This window comes from Dyadobacter sp. CECT 9275, from assembly GCF_907164905.1.
Taxonomy (GTDB): Bacteria; Bacteroidota; Bacteroidia; order Cytophagales; family Spirosomataceae; genus Dyadobacter; species Dyadobacter helix.
The window spans coordinates 2,176,975-2,196,214 of the sequence record NZ_CAJRAF010000002.1; the positions used below are offsets into that span (position 1 = coordinate 2,176,975).

Genomic DNA, 19,240 nt, shown 5'->3' on the forward strand with positions numbered 1-19,240 from the left:
TATCCCGTTTTACTTAACATTTTTAGCCTGATGAACATCCTGACAAAAGTTATTCTTACATGCCTTCTTGGTGCAATTACTTTGACTTCGGTACGGGCGCAGAAAAAAGGTTTTGCGTTTGGTATAAAAGGAGGTGTTAACCTGTCTAAGCTTAGTATGGGAGATGTTTTTACCACCCGATATGACGACAGTGGTAACCCTTACCTTGGCTACGATGGGAAGGAAGTAAAGGATAATCTAAAAAAAAGCTTTGATACACGTACGGGTTTCGCGGGAGGCATTTATGCGCGGTTCGGGAAGGTACTTTTTATTCAGCCGGAAGTGTTGCTTTCCACCAAAGGCGGATCTTTTGATATCGTGAAAACAGACGGTGATGCTCCCGTTACAGAAACCGTGAAAGTCAAATACAGCAACATCGATGTTCCCCTCCTGATTGGTATTAAAGGCGGCCCTATCCGTTTTCTGGCAGGACCAGTAACCTCATTCCGAATCGGTGACAACCAAAAACTCGCCGATGCCTTTCGCTATTATACCTCTGACCTGAGCAACTCTCTTTCTGAGGCAACCTTTGGCTACCAGCTGGGCGTAGGGCTTGATCTGGGAAGTATCAGCATTGACGTAAGGAAGGAAGGCTCTTTCACCAATCTGGCCACCTTTGAATTAAACGGGGTACCGGCCAGCGGAAGTTCTACCGTTCGGCAGAAAATCAACTCATGGCAGGTAACGCTCGGATTAAAATTATTTTAACAAAAACTTTTGGCTTAAAAAAGAAACAAGCAGCCTTCGATCGAAGCGATGGCTGCTGTTTTATGAATAACCCACTAATTTAATTCACCAAAATATCAGGCGCTGATTCTCAATGAATGATGATCGAGAATCCCCGCAATTTCTTTTGTTTTCCTGCGAGAGACCATAACTTCTTTTCCACAGGCCATTTTCAGCAAACGATCGTCGTCCATTCTGGCCACCACGTACTCAGAGTTCACCAGGTACGATTTATGTACCCTAATAAAGTTATCGTTCAAGTGCTCCGACAACGACTTTAAAGTCTTGGAAACAAGATACTTTTTGCCGTTGTTGGTATATATAAATGTATAATTTCCTTCACCTTCCAAAAAGGTAATGACATCGGGAGTCAAAAAAATGGTACGGCCCATGGATTGAACCGAAATGAGCGCTGAGGTTTTAGTAACAGGAGTGTCAACCTGACCTGATCTTGTAAAGGATTGAAAATTTTTCATAACTAATAATAAGAATTTCGTTGTTCTGATTTATGATTCAAATTTACTACCGAACTTTGAATCTGGAAAGTAAGTAAAACTACGTATATGGTAATAACTATTTGATTATAAGTTTATTAAGTTTTTGTAAAAACCAAAATGACGTAACCAAACTTAGTAAAACACGTAATTTTACGTGGTCCTTTTTTAAGGGTCATGGGGCGCAATTGTGGTTAAAAAATATGAATCGGTTAAAATCACCTGTCCGGGTACTTAACTTTATTATCTTTGCATCCAGTTTTGCAGCCCATACCCTATGGTTAAAGGCCTGCTTTATTTTTTAAAACTCAAGGAAAGGTTAACTGCCTTCCCAAAACCAAAGTAATGATGATTACCGAGCGGGTTAAAGAGCTGATAGCTGAAATAGAACAAAGCCAGGTTGCGAACAAAGAGCAACTGGAAGCATTCAGGATGCGATATATCAGTAAAAAAGGAGTTGTGACCGAGTTGTTCGACGGGCTTAAAAACATACCTCAGGAAGAGAGGCGTGCGGTCGGCCAGGAATTGAACACCCTCAAGAACTTTGCTCAGAACCGCTTTCAGGCCTTTAACGACATACTTGAGAATGCCTCAGATGCTCACCCTGAACTGGTATTTGATCTGACACTGCCTGCCGTCCCTCATGAACAAGGCAGCCTGCACCCGCTTACCATTGTAAGAAAGAGAATCATTGAAATATTCGAAAGGATGGGTTTCAACGTTTCCTACGGGCCCGAAATTGAAAAGGACTGGTATAATTTCAGTGCGCTCAACTTTGCAGACAATCACCCGGCCCGCGAAATGCAGGATACTTTTTTTATTTCCAAAAGTGATGGGGAAGTAAAAGACGATGTACTGCTGCGTACGCATACCTCTAACGTGCAGGTGCGGCTGATGGAACGACAGAAACCGCCGATCAGGTCAATTATGCCTGGACGGGTTTTCAGGAATGAAGCCATTTCTGCCAGAGCTCATTGCGTTTTTCATCAGGTGGAAGGCCTTTATGTTGACAAAAACGTATCCTTCAAAGATCTGAAAGATACCCTCTATCACTTTGCCAAGGAAATGTTCGGCAAGGATTCCAAGATTCGCCTCCGCCCGTCGTATTTCCCGTTTACGGAGCCGAGTGCTGAGATTGACGTGACCTGCTTTATATGCAAAGGCAAAGGCTGCAACGTGTGTAAGCATACAGGGTGGGTGGAAATTGCCGGCTCAGGAATGGTTGACCCCAATGTCCTTGAAAACTGCGGAATTGACAGCAACGAATTCACAGGCTTTGCCTTTGGCATGGGTATAGAACGGATTACCATGCTCCGGTACGGGATCAATGACCTGAGGTTATTTACTGAAAATGATGTGCGGTTCCTGCGTCAGTTTGAAGGCGCTTAGGTGATATCCCGGGTACACCAGCACAAATGGTTTTCCCTCTTCAGAATCTTGTTTCCAGGTAATAGGGAAGCATACGGTGCCATGCCCACCAGTCATGGTCGATATCAGCGCCCCAGATATCCAGTTCATGGGGTACGTCCTTAGAAGAGAGAATGGCAGAAATATGTCTGGAATAATCAGGTACTTCATAGGCTCCTGAGCCAGTTACAAAATGGATATGCCTGCTATTTCTGTAAAGGGAAAGATGCCACTCTGCCTTAAGCTGAGGAAGGTAGTGCACCGGAGAGTTGAAATATACATTCTCGTCATAATATCCATCAGTATACACGCTCAGGTCATAGCAACCGCTCATGGCTATAATTCCATTGATGACGTCCGGATATTTGAAAAACAAATTAGCAGCGTGCAAAGCTCCGAATGCAGCTCCGCACGCAATAATTTCATTTTTGGGACTGCTTGTATCCTTGATAAACGGGATAACCTCCTTTAAGACATATTCATTATAGGCCTGATGCCTTACAGCCTTGTCGTACCCATGCATATATGGATTAAGCCAGCTTTCCGAGTTAATGGTATTAATACAGTATACCTTTACTTTCCCCGAATCAATATAAGGCCTGATACTGTTTAACAGGCCCTTTTCTTCGTATTCCAGGAATCCGGAAGCAGCCGTGGGAATCATGAGTAATGCAAAACCGTAATGACCATACACAGCCACTTCCATTTGTTTATTCAATGACGGACTAAACCATTCCCTTATCTCCCGTTGCATAATTCTGACACGCTTTATCTTTCTGTTTTCATCAATATAATACCCAGGTGTCCTTTCCACCACCACCTTGTGAGGAATTCACCACCAGGGATCCTTTACGGAGCGCAACACGTGTGAGCCCTCCCGGAATTACGCTTATTTCATCCCCGTATAAAATATACGGACGCAAATCTACATGCCTTCCCTCCGCGTGCCCGTCCACCATACACGGTACCCTTGACAAAGATATCGTAGGCTGGGCTACATAGTTACGCGGGTTATCACGTATCTTCTGCCTGAATAGTTCATGCTCTTCTTTGGTTGCCTTTGGCCCGATCAGCATCCCATACCCCCCCGCTTCGTTCGCTTCTTTCACCACCAGTTGCTCGATGTTTTCAAGTACATAGTTAAAATCATCTTCCTCCCGGCAGATGTAGGTCTTCACATTAGGGATGATCGCCTCTTCGCCCAGGTAATACTTTATAATTCTGGGGACATAGGCGTACACCACCTTATCATCAGCAACTCCCGTGCCAGGTGCATTTGCCAGTGCCACTCTACCCTTCTTATATACTTCAAAAATTCCGGGTATGCCTATCAGCGAATCGGGATTAAAGGCTTCTGCATCCAGAAAAGTATCATCAATCCGGCGGTAAATTACATCTACAATCTGAAGCCCGGTGGTTGTGCGCATTTTTACATACCCATCAGACACCACAAGGTCACGGGCATCAACCAACTCCACACCCATCTGCTGGGCCAGGTAAGAGTGTTCGAAATAGGCCGAATTATAAATACCTGGGGTAAGTACCGCGATGGTCGGGTTGGGCCTGTCGGCCAAATGCTGAAGCATCTGCAACAGCCTGGTGGGATAGTCAGACACCGGCCGCACGCCGGTCCGCGCCAGCACATCAGGAAATATCTGCTTAGACAACTCCCTGTTTTCCAGCATATAAGATACTCCTGACGGACAGCGAAGGTTGTCTTCCAGTACCATAAAGGTACCATCATCTCCTTTGATAAGGTCCGTTCCAGTAATATGGCACCAAATCCCCTTGGGAGGTTTCAGGCCCAGGCAAGGTTTTAAAAAACACTTACTGGACTCGATCAGATCCCGGGGGACAACGCCATCGTTGAGTATGTTCTGATCATTGTAAACATCATCGATAAACATGTTGAGGGCTTTGATCCGTTGTTTAAGCCCCTTTTCCAACCATTCCCATTCCGAATTCGCCAAAACTCTCGGAATGATATCAATCGGCATAATTCTTTCGGTCCCCTCCCCTTCGGAATAGACGTTAAAAGTAATCCCCATAGACAGCAACGCTCGCTCCGTCGCTAACTGCCTGTTGGTCAGATCGTCGTTCGTCAGATTTTCGAATTTATTTTTTAAATGCTCATAACCCGGACGGATCTCTCCCGTTGGAGTAAACATTTCATCAAAGAAATTTTCGGTGTTGTAGTCAGAGAATGAGAAATTCATACAATACAAAATTTGAATAAGTATATTTCAAAAATTTACAGAACAATATATGGGCATTGTTTTAATTAACAAAATATTTTAGAGCATTGCATATAACCAATACCCACCCCGATCCTGATTTAAGCTTATATTTAAGCAAGATATGTTTATTTGAAATAACTTAGTGATCCTTACAAGTGATAATTTCCTGAAAACTGGAAGCAGCCAGACTGCCCGTAATAAACATACAGGGAGTACCTGCATTTACATTAGTAATCCTATCCTGCCTTTCGCTCATTTCATGCCCGGTTTAATTCGGTTTTCTTTATATTTAACCCGCTTGCAATAGTTATCCGTAATTATTTCGTTGTTAGTTTTACAATTGCAAGTACGTTGGCTTCCCCCTTTATTTGTAATGTAAAACAATTGCCACTGGACCCCGGTTATCTTTCGCATAATGGATAGATCTTTCTACATTTTGTTGATACTTTATGTGAGCGTGCCCTTGATCAGCCAGTCCCAGCACTTACCCGGTGTAGCCATGGGTAACTATGCCGGCACCAATGCCCTTTACCACAACCCTGCTTTTGTGGCCGATAACCGCTACGGCGTTTCCATCAACCTGGTGGGTACGCAATTTTATACAGCCAACAACCACGTGAAATGGGATGCTCCTTTTTCATTTCTTAGCCTCATTACCAATACCGTTTCTGATGAGTACCGTACCGACCGGGGAGCGCTGATTTTCCCCCGCAGGTACCTGGACGAAAAACTGAACGGCAAGAGCAATAAATATCTCAATGCCGGGGGAGATACGCGGCTGCCATCCTTTATGTTTAATTTATTCAAGGGAAGGGTCGGTGTAGGGTTTTCCACCAGAGCACGGTATATACTTAATACCACAGGCCTCACCGAACCGTTGGCAAGGCTGATCAGCAAAACCACCAAACTGGAAGAATTGCAGGGGCGCGTATTTTCTGGTCAGGCAGGCCAGCTTCATCTGAATGGTCTGGGAGAATTTGCGCTGACGCTGGGAGGCGTTGTGATGGATAACGAAACCGACTTTGTGAAAGTGGGTTTTACCATTAAAAGACTTCTGGGGTTGTATAACGTACATGCTATTATCGAAAATTCAGCTTTTACCGTTCTGCCAGATGCTTCCTGGTCCTATCGGAGAGAGCTGATCGGTGTAGACGAAATAAATGTACGTTACGCCATCACCCGCGACGAGGGTTATTCAAATATCAAACCGACAATTCCATGGCTATTTGGGAACGCACCTCCGGGAAGCGGCTGGGGATTTGACCTTGGCGCAGTTTATGAATACCGCCCAGACATCAACAAATTCGGTTATACCGCCAAAGGCATCCGGCAGTATGATGCAACAAAGAATAAATACCTGTACCGGATCTCTGCCTCTCTGACGGATATCGGGAGAGTCCATTTTAAAAACCCAGCCTACATTCTTCAGCAGGAAACCCATACGGCTAATAAAGAATTCAGGTATGATGATTTTCATAATCTCAAGGGCTCCGAGGCCTTTTACACAGCTATTAACGAATCGCTGGAAGGCGGGGAGCCATTGGCTCCTAATTTCCGCTCCGTTTTACCCATGGCTTTTCAGGCCAGTATCGATTACCATCTGAAACCTGACATATATGTAAATACTCTTTGGGTGCAGAATCTGATTCCGCAAAGTGCATTCGGAATGAAAGCCGAATCAATAATCGCGGTTACGCCACGTTATGAACACAAATGGTACGAAGTGTCGGTACCCCTTGTTTTAATGAACAGATACCGTTCCCCTGCGATTGGCCTTGCAGGAAGAATAGGGCCGTTATGGCTGGGAACCGACCATCTTACAGGTTTATTAAATATCGGAAAACCCAAGGCTTTTAACCTTTATTTCGGAATATCGGGCGGCTTGTTCCGAAAACCACCGGAAGAACAAAACCAGTGCTGGCCCCCGCGAAAATCGTTCTTTAAACGGGTGTTTTCCAAACGATAGTTTGCACAGAATTGTTGAATAGATAACTGGCATTATTTTTAGAACATAATACCGGTGACCGGCAACTTTCGCTGCCGGTGATTTAATAGCTAATCATTGATACACATGAGAGAGGTAGAAAAAACCAAAGAAGAATGGCAACAGGAGCTTTCAAGCCAGCAATGTTTTGTATTGTTCGAAAAAGGTACCGAACGGCCCTTCTCACACCCCTACAACGACAATAAGGAAGAAGGTGTGTATGCCTGCGCTGCATGCGGCACACCACTCTTCAGTTCCGACCATAAGTTTGATTCGGGAACAGGATGGCCCAGCTTTTTCAAACCAGTGAATGATCAGAACGTTGAAGAAATAGTAGACCGCAGCCATGGCATGGTCCGGACCGAAGTGGTTTGCAAAACCTGCGGTGGACATCTTGGCCACGTTTTCAGTGACGGTCCACGCCCTACGGGCCTCAGGTACTGTATGAATGGAGCTGCCTTAAAATTTGTTAAATCAGTTTAGCATAAGTTTTACAAAAGCCGGATATACCCATTAATATCCGGCTTTTCTTATCTTTGACATCCTTACGAATCTTAACGTTTGATGGAAGTTATTAGGACGTGGTACAATAAAGTCAGAGTTATTTTCCAACATGCTGGAAATCAACTCAAATCGTTCGTCAATATTATATTTTACAAACTGGCCGTACTGGTAGCCGGAAAAGCCCGGACCGACAGCCTCATACTTTCTTTTGATAAAAACAAAAAAGCCTTCTACGAATGGTGGGAAGAGAAATTTGACAGAGAATCAGTTTATTACAAACCTATTCTGACCATCTGGAAAGTTTTTGTGTATGGCTTTGTCGGAAGCGCCGTATACATATTCTGCGTGGAAACAAATTTTCTCTGGCTTATGGGCAGTATGCCAAGCGTGGAAGACCTTCAGAATCCTAAATTTGCCCAATCCTCAGAGATATATACATCCGACAGCGTAATGATCGGTAAATTCTACACCGAAAACAGAACGCCCGTAACCGCCGATAGGATTTCCCCTTATCTCACAAAGGCACTCGTTGCTACGGAAGACATCCGGTTTTACAAGCATTCCGGGATTGACTATAAAGCCATGATGAGTGTGGCTTTGGGGATAGCGACAGGTGCCACAGACCGCGGAGGAGGAAGCACCATAACCCAGCAGCTTGCTAAAAAACTTTTTAAGACAAGAAAAAGAGAGGCGCGCGGCCTGTTGGGATACATTCCAGGTTTCAGTACGCTTATTTACAAAACCAAAGAATGGCTCACCGCCATCAAGCTCGAAAGGAATTTCACCAAGGAGGAAATCCTGACAATGTATTTCAACACGGTTGATTACGGCAACAATACCTACGGAATCAATACCGCGGCAAAATCCTATTTCAGTAAATCACCGGATAGCCTCAATGTACAGGAAGCCGCCGTACTGGTGGGCTTACAAAAAGCCACGACAACCTACAACCCTATCCGCAATATGAAGCGTTCACTGGAACGCAGGAATGTGGTGATCGGGCAGATGGAGAAATACGGATACCTGAGCAAACATGATGCTGACTCTATCAGTGCCTTGCCGATTGTCCTCAAAACCAAATTTGAAACCCCCTACGACGGCAATGCCAATTATTTTAAGAATGCCGTCGTTGATTTTGTAAAAAAATGGGGTGACAAAAACGGATATGACCTCTACACCGATGGTTTGAAGATCTATACTACCATTGACTCACGCATGCAGGCGGATGCGGAAGAGGCCATGACCCAGAAAATGAAGCAGCTTCAGCGGGTATTTGAAGATCACTGGAGCAAAAAGAACCCATGGGTGGATGAACACGGTAATGAAATTCCCGACTTTCTGATAAACGTAGTGAAGAGGACGAGCAGGTATAGGTCGCTCGCTGCCAAGTTTCCCAGCAATCCGGACAGCGTGCTTTTTTATCTCAATAAAAAGGATACGATGAGTGTTTACGACTGGAAAACAAGCGGGGAAATAAAGAAATACTGGAGTTCGATGGATTCGCTTGATTACTACAAGCGTATCCTGCGTGCAGGTATGATGGCGATGAACCCCTACACAGGACAAATAAAAGCATGGGTAGGCGGGCTGGACTACAATTATTTCAAATACGATGCCGTTAAACAGGGAAAAAGGCAGCCGGGTTCTACCTTTAAACCTTTTGTATATACCACGGCCATTGACGATTCTTCATTTAATATGTCGCCATGTGATGAAATTGAAGACAAACCTTTTTCAAAACTCTACATGGAAGACGGTGAAGAAAAAGAATGGAAACCCAGAAATGCCACAGGTACCTGGTCCTATGCAAACATGACACTGCGGAGGGCGTTGGGGCAATCCATCAACTCCGTCACAGCAGAACTTACAGACCGCGTGGGCCCGGCTAACGTAGCGCGCTATGCCAAAAAAATGGGCATCACCACCCCACTGAAGCCCCTGCCTTCCATAGGCCTGGGTCCGTTTGATGTTTCGCTTTATGATATGGTAGCTGCTTACTGTGTTTTTGTAAATAATGGTACCTACACGGAGCCCATCCTGGTCACCAAGATTGAGGACAGCAACGGCAAAGTAATTGAGGAATTTCAGCCGGAACACCGCCAGGCAATCAGCCCCGAATCGGCATTCCTGATGGTTAGTATGCTGCGTGGAGGTGTAGAAGACCCGGGAGGTACCTCAGGAAGTATCAGGTGGCGGTTTGATGTCACCAAAAATAACAATGAAATTGGCGGCAAAACCGGAACCACTTCTAATAACTCCGACGGATGGTTCATGTGTATCACCCGCGACCTGGTAGTAGGAGCCTGGGTAGGCGGCGACGACCGAAGTATTCACTTCCGTTCAACGGACCTTGGCGAGGGCGCAAAAACCGCCTTACCTATTGTGGGTAGCTTTCTGGAGAAGATTTACCGCCGTAAATCCATAGGTATTGAACCGGGTCCTTTTCCGAAACCAAGTTTTAAAGTTTCCAAAACATACCAATGCCCCACCTCCTGGCAGCCCGCTCAAAGCGACTCCCTCGAAACGGAATCGGACAGTACACCCGTGCGGAAAAATGAAGAGGATGACCTGCTCATAGGGCCGCCCCCTATTCCGTTGGATACTGGAAGAAGAAATTAAAGATGTATGGTTCAGGGAGGCGTAAGCAGAAACTTGCGCCTCCTTTTTTGCGCTAAGTTCCAGTTGTTTTTTCTGTCATCGCAAACACATTGTTGGCCCGGATGAAGCTAACGAGCGCGCCGTAACCTTTCAATCCCAATTTCTTGCCAATCCGATTTTTATAATTGTCAACGCTTTTGGGACGCACATCCAGCCGGACAGCAATGGCCTTAGAATTAAGTCCCATAGCGATCAGCCATAAAACCTGTTTTTCTTTCTCGGTAAGCCAGTTCAGATTAGCCTGTAATGATGAAGGATTGTGTAAAGTAGTTTCCACCTTTTGTAAAATAAGTTATGATACGAGAATTGTACATAAGCATTTCACAAGTTGAGAAAAATGAAGTATTAACAAGATTACACCATAAATCCGACTTAATCAAGTTTAGGCATGCTCAATGGAAAATATCTGTTATAGAAATACTTAAACCCCGGAATGTAAATACACATCTCCGACCTGCATCGAAACAATTAAATGACATCCCGGTACTGATTCAGAAAATAGTTCGATTTTTTGAACGGTTCAATAGCACAATGGGCCAAACAAAGCAGGTTTTGTTTGGCCCATCATGGGTACTATGTAAAGAGGTTCATATCTGCTTCCCGTCCTGCTGCTATTCCCAGCCCCCTCCAAGCGACCGATACAGCTCAATTAACGCAAAGTATTGCTGTTTCTGCACGTTTGTCAGGGTGAGCTCAGCTTCCAGTACGCTTTTTTGAGCCATTACAATTTCGAGATAGGAAGCATATCCGCCCAGAAAAAGGTCCTGTGAGGTAGCAACTGCCTGCTGTAAAACCTCCACTTCCTGCTTTTTAAGGTCACTCAGCTTTTTAGTGTTCTCAATTTTTTTCAAACTGGTACTGACTTCCTGAAAGCCCGTTAGCACTGTTTTATTATAGGCGTAAAGAGATTCAAGGCTCGCCGCCTCGCTCCGCCTGCTTGCTGCTTTTAAAGGTTTTCTGTTAAAAACAGGTGCCGTCAGCCCCCCCAGCGCGTTATACGCAAGCGATCCTGTGGAGAACAACAAATTACCTTTAAAGGCATTAAAACCTAACAGCGCGGTGATGTTCAGAGAGGGCAGAAAAGCCAGCTGTGCCGACTGTTGCTCGGCATAATTGGCTGCCAGTTCCTGCTGCGCCTGCTGCACATCCGGACGGCGGCGTAACATTTGCGAGGGAATTCCTGCTTCTGTCTCTTGAGGAAGAATTTGTTCAAGACTCGTACCCCTGTTGATTGGCTGTGGAAAACGGCCAAGCAGAACATTCAGCGCATTTTCAGTCTCAACAATACTTTGGAGAATTTCTATTTCCAGGCTTTTGGTATTTAACAGCTGTGCCGTAAATTGCCTCACACCCAATTCATTGGCTCTCCCGCCTTCTTTTTGAATGGTGATGGTACTTACCGCAGTTTCCTGCAGAGCGATATTCTTTCTGATAATGTCCAGCTCTGTATCCAGATACACCAGGGCGTAATACAAATTGGCAACCTGAGCAACCAAACCGGTGACGATCGCCTGTCTGGCTTTTTCGCTGGCCAGAAAACGATGATACGCCGCTTTTCGCTGGTTTTTCAGCTTTCCCCAGATATCAATTTCCCAGCTGCTCCTGAACCCTGCAAAGTAATCAGGCAGAAAGGGTGAAGGCAACTTTCGGTCCGCATCCAGATTATCCGAAAAATTAGTATCGTAATTACCGACCCCGTCCATCGTATAATCTCCAAATTTCCTGCCACCGCCTGATATCTCCGCATCCACTCTGGGCAACATCAGCCCGCGACTCAGCATAATATTGGTTCTTGACATCTCAATCCGCTGAACTGCCATTTTCAGGTCAAGATTATTCTGCAAAGCGGTGTCAATAAGCGCGGTCAGATGCTTGTCAGAAAAAAATACTTTCCAGGAAACCGATCCGATACCAGTGGAATCCGGCTGGCCTTCAAATTTGTCCGGTGTGTTGACCACCGCAGTCTGAGAAACGGGCTTCAGGAGCTTGCAGCCACCCAAGGTTAACATCAATGCGGCAGTCAGCAGAGGCAGGTATATATTTTTATTGGTTTTCATTAACATTCAATATCTGTTTAGAGGAATTCCCGGCGATTTTTCCGGGCATCCGTTATGGGTACGGCACTGCCGGTCAGTGATCAAGCAGCATCTCTTTGTTCTCTTCGACGGACTTATCATTCTTTTTTGACTTGGAGGACCCTGCAAAAAGAACGTACAAGCCAGGAATGAGAATGACGCCGAAAAGTGTCCCGATTAACATACCTCCCGCAGCTGAGGTACCGATGGACCGGTTACCGATGGCTCCGGCGCCCGACGCGACACATAAAGGGATCAGCCCGGCAATGAAGGCAAAGGAGGTCATCAGAATGGGCCTTAAACGTTCAGTGGCTCCTTCCAGCGCCGCCTGAAAAACAGTTCGTCCTTCTTTCTGGCGGATAATTGCATATTCTACAATCAGGATCGCATTTTTCCCTAATAACCCTATGAGCATGACAAGTGAAACCTGTGCATAGATGTTATTCTCCAACCCTAATAGCTTTAGTGCCAGAAATGCTCCAAAAATCCCCGTCGGCAGCGAAAGTATTACCGGCAACGGCAACAAAAAACTTTCGTATTGTGCCGAAAGTAGAAGATATACGAATACCAGACAGATGATAAAAATATAGATTGCCTGATTTCCAGAAAGAATTTCTTCCCGCGTCATACCCGACCAGTCGTAACTGAAACCTCTGGGCAGCTTCTCTTTGGCAACGCGTTCCACCGCTTTGATGGCGTCTCCACTACTGTATCCCGGTGCGGCGTCTCCATTGATCATGGCCGACGTGAACATATTGTAGCGTGTCAGCAACTCGGGGCCATATACCCTTTCTAACCGGATAAAGGTTGAGAACGGTACCATTTCGTCCCGATTATTCTTTACGTACAATTTCAGGATATCCTCCGGGTTCCTTCTGAAGCTTGGATCAGCCTGAACCATTACCTTGTAGAGCTGTCCAAATCTGATAAAGTTGGAAGCATAAAAGCTACCGATCAATGTCTGCAAGGTACTCATCGCCAGGTCCACAGATACTCCTTTTTTAGCTGCAATATCAGCATCCACATGAATCATATATTGCGGAAAACTTGCATCGAAACTACTGAAGGCACTGGCAATTTCGGGTGCATCCTGAAGGTCCTTAATAAACTGATTGGTGATTGCTGCCGTTTTCTGCAGATCGTCACTGCCGGTGCGGTCCTGCACCCTTAGCTCAAAGCCGCTTGAATTACCAAAACCGGGAACCGTTGGGGGAGGAAAAAACTGGATATCGGCATCCGTTATATGTTTCGTTTTCCGCTCCATTTCAGCAATGATATCTTTCACGGATGCTTTTCTCTGATCCCAGGGTTTCAGGTTGATCATGGCCATACCGTAGGAAGATCCCGCAGATTCTGTAAGCAAACTATATCCCGACATACTCGAAACCGACTCCACTGTTTCCAACGCCTGAGCCACCTTCTGTACTTCGTCTAGCACAGCCTCCGTCCTTTCAACCGTAGCACCTGCTGGTGTTGTAACGTTTACATTGATTACACCCTGATCTTCCGTTGGTATAAATCCAGTCGGCAGGATAGTGTTAATCCCGTAAGTACCCATGCAGAATGCCAGTAACAACCCCACTGTAATGGCCCGTCTGTTGATGATCAACGACAACAATTTTCTGTATCTGGCCGAAATACCATCATATCCATTATTGAATGCTCTGAAAAACCGGTTAAGTGGCGTATTCTTGACGGGTTGCCCATGCGTATTCTTCAGCATCAGAGCACACAGCGCCGGTGTTAGGGTGAGTGCGTTAATTCCCGAAATCACAATGGAAATAGCAAGGGTTATAGAGAACTGGCGATAGAAAATACCCACCGGCCCCGACATAAAAGCCACCGGAACAAACACCGCCGACATTACCAGCGTAATCGCTACAATAGCTCCACTCATTTCCTTCATGGCTTCAACTGTTGCTTCTTTGGCTCCGAGGTGTTTTTCGGCCATTTTTGCATGGACGGCCTCCACCACTACAATGGCGTTGTCAACCACAATCCCGATGGCAAGCACCAGGGCAAACAAAGTGAGCAGGTTAATAGAGAATCCAAACAGTTGCATAAAGGCGAACGTACCTACTAACGCCACAGGAACCGCCAGTGCCGGAATCAGCGTGGAACGGAAATCCTGGAGAAATAAAAAGACGATGATAATCACCAATACAAAGGCCTCGATCAGCGTACGTACTACTTCATGGATGGAGGCATCAAGGAAGCGGGAAACATCGTACGACACAAAATATTCCATTCCGGGCGGGAAAGTGGCCTCCTTCAATTCAGCTACTTTGGCCTTCACATTGGCAATTACCTCCTGTGCATTGGACCCCGGCCGCTGCTTAAGCATAATAGAGGCGGAAGGTTTACCGTTAGACTTGGAAGCCATATCATACTCCAGTGTCCCGAATTCAACATCAGCAACATCTTTTAATTTCAACATCGAACCATCCGGATTGGCTCTCAACACGATATTTTCATATTGTGCCGGTTCAAACAATTTCCCGGTGTATTTCAATACATATTGTAATACCTGTGTTTCCCTTCCTGAACTGATACCTGTTTTTCCGGGAGCAGCCACCACGTTCTGGTCACGGATGGCTTTAATCACTTCATCGGCAGACACACTGTAGCTGTTCATCCGGTCGGGTTTAAGCCAGACCCGCATCGAATAATCCCGGCTGCCCATGATCACAGCCCTACCCACACCGTCAATTCTCTTCAATTCCTTCAGGATATTGATATCGGCAAAGTTGTAGACAAAATCTTCCGCAACAGATGTATCCGAACTCATGATGTCGAGGTACATCAACATACTGTTCACCTCCTTTTCTGTCGTCACCCCCGCCTTGATTACCTCCTCGGGGAGTTCGTCTATCACCGTTTGTACACGGTTCTGTACGTTAACGGCGGCCAGGTCGGGGTCTACCCCCACATTAAATGAAATGGTAATGGAAGTTACGCCATCATTACCCGACACGCTTGACATGTAGGTCATTCCGGGTACACCGTTAATGGCTTTTTCCAGCGGAACGGCTACCGCATCCACACAAACCTCGGCATTGGCACCGGTATAGGTAGCCGTAACCACCACCGACGGCGGAACAATATCCGGAAATTGGGAAACTGGCAATCCTACAAAAGCAAGAATACCAAGCAACGTTATAAATAGTGATATAACCAGTGACAGCACCGGCCTCTCAATGAAAGTCTGAAACATAAAATGGGGTTAAAATTGAAAAGCTAGATACAAAACCTACCGGGCCGTTAGTGCCATGTCGCCAGGTATCAGCTTGGTACCATCCAACGCAATAGGTTTAGGTATAATGGACGCACCATCCTTTAACCCCTGAATACCTTCACAGGCAATTGTTTCCCCAGCCTCTAATCCCGAGCGTACAATGTAGTAATTCGCGATGCGGGAATGCGGGACAAAACTTCTGGTTTTAACCTGATTGTTTGCACCAACTACATATACAAAGCTCTTGTCCTGAATCTCAAAGGTGGCTTTCTGAGGAATCAGAATAGCATTTTCAACTGTATTGGTTAAGCGAATGGTACCCGTAGAACCATGTTTCAGCAGCTTCTGCGGATTAACGAACCTGGCCCTGAAAGCAATTGACCCGGTACTCTCATCGAATTCGCCTTCCATGGTTTCTATTTTCCCCTTTTGTGGAAAAAAGGTACCGTCGGCCAGCTCCAGCTCTACTACGTCTTCACTCTGCTTGGATTGTTTCCTTGACTTTACAAATTCCAGATATTCATTCTCAGATACGTTAAAATACACGAATACATTACTGTTGTCGGAGATAGCGGTCAGCAGGGTACCTTCGTTGATAAGGCTACCGATTTTGTAAGGAATCCGGTTGATAACCCCATTAAACGGCGCTTTGATTTGTGTATGTGCAAGCTGTATGGAGGCGTTGGAAACAGCCGAACTGGCTTCTTCAATCTTTGCTTTCACAGCCGCGTAATTGGCCTTGGCTACTTCCAGTTCAGTTTTGGAAATAATGTTCTTTTCTACCAGAATTTTCACCCTGTTCACTTCCAGTTCTGCTGCCTTGGCCTGCGCAATAGCACTTTGCAGGTTGGCCTTTTCTTTTGCCAGTGCGGCTGAGTATTCCTCGTTATTGATCCTGAAAAGTACCTGCCCTTTTTTCACTTCCTTTCCTTCGTCCACATAAACTTCTTCCAGATATCCCTTTACACGGGCATAAATTTCCACATTACGCATGGCGTGTATATCACCCACATACTCACGGTGTAATTCGGTTTTCTGCGGTTTCAATTCGGTTACCGGGATGGTCAGCAGCGAATCTCTCTGATCCGAAACTGTTTCACTTTTCGTGGCACAGGCTGAAACAAATACAGTGAGGGCCATTACGAAAACGGGCCCGAGATAATTTTTCATGATGAGTTATATTTAAAAAATGACCATCATGTGCAGGCTGAGAACGTTTCCCACCCGACACACTAAGTATATATTGAGTTACAATCGTAAAAAAGAAAGGCCATGGAAGATTACAAAACCTTCCCCGACACGGTATTATTGATCAGAACGGGCAATCAGAATGGGCAAAGCCTGTGAAGGAAACAGTAGTAATCGGGCAGGGTCAGTACTTGTTTACTGATCCTGTTAAGATTTTTGGTAAGCTGTACACTGACGAATTTGAGGGGAAAATGAAAATAACTAGATACACCGCATTCCAGAAAGAGAAAGCGGTAGGAGGAATGGCGCAGCCTGAGCAGGTCCGAAAGGTTTTCCTCCCATTCCGTTTCATGCGCCTGAATAGTGGGGCCGCTGGATTCATAAACATCTGTACACAAACCGGAACTTTGCTGCAACTCTCCCACCTCCCAGGCAGATGCCTGGCCTGCTGAACTCCCTCCATACAACATCTCCCCTCCTCCGCGCGGAAGCAGGGAAAATACCGTGGTGAAGGCCAGGCAGAAAAACAATACAAAAGTTCTTTTTATCATAATGCTGATTTGATCAATGCATTAAAAAACTCCTACTTTTATAATGAATTCAAGAATGATTTGAAATTATAGCAACGGAATAAGTACAATCCATGGCAATACTTCAAATATAATAATTCATATCCTGAAACCAAATTTTATTGAGTATTAACGATTATTAACAAAATAATTCAACTGTTATTTCTGTTAATGTCAGCCAGGAACTGAACTACCGGTTGATCCAGAATTCCATCGCCAGGTTTTGCAACAAACCATAAAAAAGGGGCTGATTACAATGGCATACGTAACCCTTGATTAAATACCTCACAAGTTACATAATAGACTATCAGACAACACCTTAATACTCATTTCTGTAATCAAGTGAGGTAGTAAAATAAATGTGCCTAAGCCTGAACAGTTTTTCTTAAAGAGCATGTATCTTTCGAAAGATGACAGCATATAAAATTTATACCCGGCACTATGTGCTCACCAAAATGAAGGCTGAGGACGGTGAGAAATATTTCCGGCTATGTGGCAATGAAAATGTAATGAAGTTTGTAACCGGCCATGCTTTGACACGTACCGAATCGGACAAAATGCTGGCGGAATTCGTCAAGGATGATGACGGAAAATCCTATTTCGGCAGGTATTTCATTGAAGACAGGGGGAACGGGGATTTAATCGGAGCGGCCAAGCTGGACAAGGAAGGCCGTGCTGCCGAAATCGGATATCGCATTCAGGAAGAGTACTGGGGAAAAGGAGTTGCCACCGAAATTGCAAAAGAGCTGATACAGTTTTCCCTGGAAAAGCTGAAAATGGCTCAGGTAACGGCCTTTGTAAATGTGGAGAATTATTCCTCCATCAGAGTACTTGAAAAGGCCGGAATGAAGCGGATTGAAACCATTGAAGATATCGACGAGATCAAACACAAATTTATCTATTCAACTCAAAATCAATATCCTATGAAGAAAGTGTTTTACGCTATTTTTGCCTTAATTGCTATCATCCTGATCGCGGCGTTTCTGATGCCCAAGGAGTATGGAGTAGAAAAGGAAATTGTAATTAACAAAGCCAGGCCGGAGGTTTTTAATTTTTTAAAATCGCTGGAGAATCAGGAAAAATGGAGCGTTTGGGCAAAGCTGGACCCGGCAATGAAAAAGGAATACAAAGGAAATCCAGGCACTGTCGGCTCCGTTTACCGATGGGAAGGGAATGACCAGGTCGGAGTTGGGGAACAAGAAATTAAAAAGATCATTGAGGGAGAAAGAATTGATACAGAACTTCGGTTTATCAAACCCATTGAATCGACTTCGGATGCTTACCTGATTACCGAAAGCCGGGATTCTACCCAAACATTGGTGAAGTGGGGTTTCAAAGGAAGTATGCCCATTCCGATGAACATTATGATTCCGTTTCTGGGGATAGAGAAGTCGGTAGGCGAAGATTTTGAAAACGGGCTCAAGAATCTCAAAACACTGCTGGAATCAAATTAAGGATACGGACCGGCTTATAAAGTAAAAACCACTTCGGAAGAGTGGTTTTTACTTTATAAAAGATACCGTGATCAGAATTTCCCGTTTGCATCGGCGATGGAGTATCTGAAGGTAAAATAGCTGGACTCCTCCGTGGGGACTTCGTCCGGCGCTCCCTTGTAATAACTGATGATTTCCAGTTTGGCAAACTTACCGTCGGCCATTTTAATCAAAAGGGTCCGGCCGGGAATGGGCAGGATAGCATGTACCTTCATGTCATAATTATACCACGAATTACCACTTCCGCCCGGAATAGCATAACCAGCAGCACCGTCCGCCATGTACCCTGCTGCTGGTGCTTCGCTTACCTTGTCAAAAGGCTGCTCAAGTACCTGCGCACCGCCTTGCCCGGGCCCGCTTGTTCCGCCATTTACGGCAATGGTAGTCCTGCTGAAAGCTATGTCCCAATTTACAGTTTTGGCTTCCCCGGCACCCACTTCTTTGCCCGACTGAAGACTGAAATAAGCGAAAGGCTTGGCATTGCCATTCAAATCTTTAAAAACTTTAATGTCCGATACCACAGACCGCTGCTGAAATTGATCCCCATCCTTAAATGTTTCCTTCATAACAGAAAAGCCGGTTTCACACAGCGAAGCAAGGGATAGCGCTAGGGCGATTGTTTTAATCATTA

Annotated in this window: 15 protein-coding genes; 6 read left to right on the forward strand and 9 right to left on the reverse strand. The window is 45.2% G+C overall.

Annotation, left to right across the window (positions count from 1 at the left end; all coding sequences use genetic code 11):
• Window positions 1–30: 30 nt before the first annotated feature.
• Window positions 31–747, forward strand: a complete 717-nt coding sequence (locus tag KOE27_RS16890) for a porin family protein (protein ID WP_215240017.1) — start codon at window positions 31–33, stop codon at window positions 745–747.
• Window positions 748–842: 95 nt separating this feature from the next.
• On the opposite strand, the gene KOE27_RS16895 is transcribed toward KOE27_RS16890, so the two are convergent.
• Window positions 843–1,241 (reverse strand): LytR/AlgR family response regulator transcription factor, encoded by a 399-nt coding sequence (locus KOE27_RS16895; protein WP_229252804.1) that lies wholly within the window; start codon window positions 1,239–1,241, stop codon window positions 843–845.
• A 366-nt stretch (window positions 1,242–1,607) separates the two neighbouring features.
• Here KOE27_RS16895 and pheS point away from each other — a divergent pair, with 366 nt between their 5' ends.
• On the forward strand, window positions 1,608–2,648 hold the full coding sequence (gene pheS / locus KOE27_RS16900; protein WP_215241650.1) for a phenylalanine--tRNA ligase subunit alpha: 1,041 nt from the start codon (window positions 1,608–1,610) through the stop codon (window positions 2,646–2,648).
• A gap of 40 nt (window positions 2,649–2,688) precedes the next feature.
• On the opposite strand, the gene KOE27_RS16905 is transcribed toward pheS, so the two are convergent.
• Both KOE27_RS16905 and KOE27_RS16910 read right to left on the reverse strand, forming a co-directional pair.
• Entirely contained in the window at window positions 2,689–3,420 is a 732-nt protein-coding gene (locus KOE27_RS16905; RefSeq protein ID WP_215240018.1) for an esterase family protein, read from the reverse strand.
• A gap of 31 nt (window positions 3,421–3,451) precedes the next feature.
• Entirely contained in the window at window positions 3,452–4,882 is a 1,431-nt protein-coding gene (locus tag KOE27_RS16910) for a circularly permuted type 2 ATP-grasp protein (RefSeq protein WP_215240019.1), read from the reverse strand.
• A 436-nt stretch (window positions 4,883–5,318) separates the two neighbouring features.
• Here KOE27_RS16910 and KOE27_RS16915 point away from each other — a divergent pair, with 436 nt between their 5' ends.
• The 3 genes from KOE27_RS16915 (at window position 5,319) to KOE27_RS16925 (ending at window position 10,010) form a co-directional block, all read left to right on the forward strand.
• Window positions 5,319–6,869, forward strand: a complete 1,551-nt coding sequence (locus tag KOE27_RS16915) for a DUF5723 family protein (RefSeq protein ID WP_215240020.1) — start codon at window positions 5,319–5,321, stop codon at window positions 6,867–6,869.
• A gap of 105 nt (window positions 6,870–6,974) precedes the next feature.
• Window positions 6,975–7,370: a peptide-methionine (R)-S-oxide reductase MsrB gene (msrB, locus tag KOE27_RS16920; protein WP_215240021.1), complete on the forward strand. Its 396-nt coding sequence runs from the start codon at window positions 6,975–6,977 to the stop codon at window positions 7,368–7,370.
• An 81-nt stretch (window positions 7,371–7,451) separates the two neighbouring features.
• Window positions 7,452–10,010, forward strand: a complete 2,559-nt coding sequence (locus tag KOE27_RS16925; RefSeq protein ID WP_215240022.1) for a penicillin-binding protein 1A — start codon at window positions 7,452–7,454, stop codon at window positions 10,008–10,010.
• Window positions 10,011–10,062: 52 nt separating this feature from the next.
• On the opposite strand, the gene KOE27_RS16930 is transcribed toward KOE27_RS16925, so the two are convergent.
• The 5 genes from KOE27_RS16930 to KOE27_RS16950 all read right to left on the reverse strand — a co-directional run bounded on the left by KOE27_RS16930 (window position 10,063) and on the right by KOE27_RS16950 (window position 17,098).
• Window positions 10,063–10,326: a helix-turn-helix transcriptional regulator gene (locus tag KOE27_RS16930; protein ID WP_215240023.1), complete on the reverse strand. Its 264-nt coding sequence runs from the start codon at window positions 10,324–10,326 to the stop codon at window positions 10,063–10,065.
• 334 nt (window positions 10,327–10,660) lie between these two features.
• Window positions 10,661–12,106 (reverse strand): TolC family protein, encoded by a 1,446-nt coding sequence (locus KOE27_RS16935; RefSeq protein ID WP_215240024.1) that lies wholly within the window; start codon window positions 12,104–12,106, stop codon window positions 10,661–10,663.
• Between the two features lie 73 nt (window positions 12,107–12,179).
• Window positions 12,180–15,338, reverse strand: a complete 3,159-nt coding sequence (locus KOE27_RS16940; protein ID WP_215240025.1) for an efflux RND transporter permease subunit — start codon at window positions 15,336–15,338, stop codon at window positions 12,180–12,182.
• Window positions 15,339–15,374: 36 nt separating this feature from the next.
• A complete protein-coding gene (locus KOE27_RS16945) occupies window positions 15,375–16,529 on the reverse strand; it encodes an efflux RND transporter periplasmic adaptor subunit (RefSeq protein WP_215240026.1) in 1,155 nt (384 codons plus the stop codon).
• Window positions 16,530–16,684: 155 nt separating this feature from the next.
• On the reverse strand, window positions 16,685–17,098 hold the full coding sequence (locus KOE27_RS16950; protein ID WP_215240027.1) for a hypothetical protein: 414 nt from the start codon (window positions 17,096–17,098) through the stop codon (window positions 16,685–16,687).
• 428 nt (window positions 17,099–17,526) lie between these two features.
• Here KOE27_RS16950 and KOE27_RS16955 point away from each other — a divergent pair, with 428 nt between their 5' ends.
• A complete protein-coding gene (locus KOE27_RS16955; protein ID WP_215240028.1) occupies window positions 17,527–18,570 on the forward strand; it encodes a GNAT family N-acetyltransferase in 1,044 nt (347 codons plus the stop codon).
• A gap of 71 nt (window positions 18,571–18,641) precedes the next feature.
• Here the strand turns inward: KOE27_RS16955 and KOE27_RS16960 are convergent, their stop codons facing one another.
• Window positions 18,642–19,238 carry an HmuY family protein gene (locus KOE27_RS16960; RefSeq protein ID WP_229252805.1) on the reverse strand — a complete coding sequence of 199 codons (597 nt, stop codon included), beginning with the start codon at window positions 19,236–19,238 and terminating at the stop codon, window positions 18,642–18,644.
• Window positions 19,239–19,240 lie beyond the last annotated feature (2 nt).

Coding starts and splice junctions, on each gene's coding strand:
- KOE27_RS16905 (WP_215240018.1), bottom strand. CDS start 3,420: ATGCAACGGGAGATAAGGGAATGGTTTAGTCCGTCATTGAATAAACAA.
- KOE27_RS16945 (WP_215240026.1), bottom strand. CDS start 16,529: ATGAAAAATTATCTCGGGCCCGTTTTCGTAATGGCCCTCACTGTATTT.
- KOE27_RS16910 (WP_215240019.1), bottom strand. CDS start 4,882: ATGAATTTCTCATTCTCTGACTACAACACCGAAAATTTCTTTGATGAA.
- KOE27_RS16955 (WP_215240028.1), top strand. CDS start 17,527: ATGACAGCATATAAAATTTATACCCGGCACTATGTGCTCACCAAAATG.
- KOE27_RS16940 (WP_215240025.1), bottom strand. CDS start 15,338: ATGTTTCAGACTTTCATTGAGAGGCCGGTGCTGTCACTGGTTATATCA.
- KOE27_RS16935 (WP_215240024.1), bottom strand. CDS start 12,106: ATGAAAACCAATAAAAATATATACCTGCCTCTGCTGACTGCCGCATTG.
- KOE27_RS16895 (WP_229252804.1), bottom strand. CDS start 1,241: ATGAAAAATTTTCAATCCTTTACAAGATCAGGTCAGGTTGACACTCCT.
- pheS (WP_215241650.1), top strand. CDS start 1,608: ATGATTACCGAGCGGGTTAAAGAGCTGATAGCTGAAATAGAACAAAGC.
- KOE27_RS16915 (WP_215240020.1), top strand. CDS start 5,319: ATGGATAGATCTTTCTACATTTTGTTGATACTTTATGTGAGCGTGCCC.
- KOE27_RS16950 (WP_215240027.1), bottom strand. CDS start 17,098: ATGATAAAAAGAACTTTTGTATTGTTTTTCTGCCTGGCCTTCACCACG.
- KOE27_RS16890 (WP_215240017.1), top strand. CDS start 31: ATGAACATCCTGACAAAAGTTATTCTTACATGCCTTCTTGGTGCAATT.
- KOE27_RS16925 (WP_215240022.1), top strand. CDS start 7,452: ATGGAAGTTATTAGGACGTGGTACAATAAAGTCAGAGTTATTTTCCAA.
- KOE27_RS16960 (WP_229252805.1), bottom strand. CDS start 19,238: ATGATTAAAACAATCGCCCTAGCGCTATCCCTTGCTTCGCTGTGTGAA.
- msrB (WP_215240021.1), top strand. CDS start 6,975: ATGAGAGAGGTAGAAAAAACCAAAGAAGAATGGCAACAGGAGCTTTCA.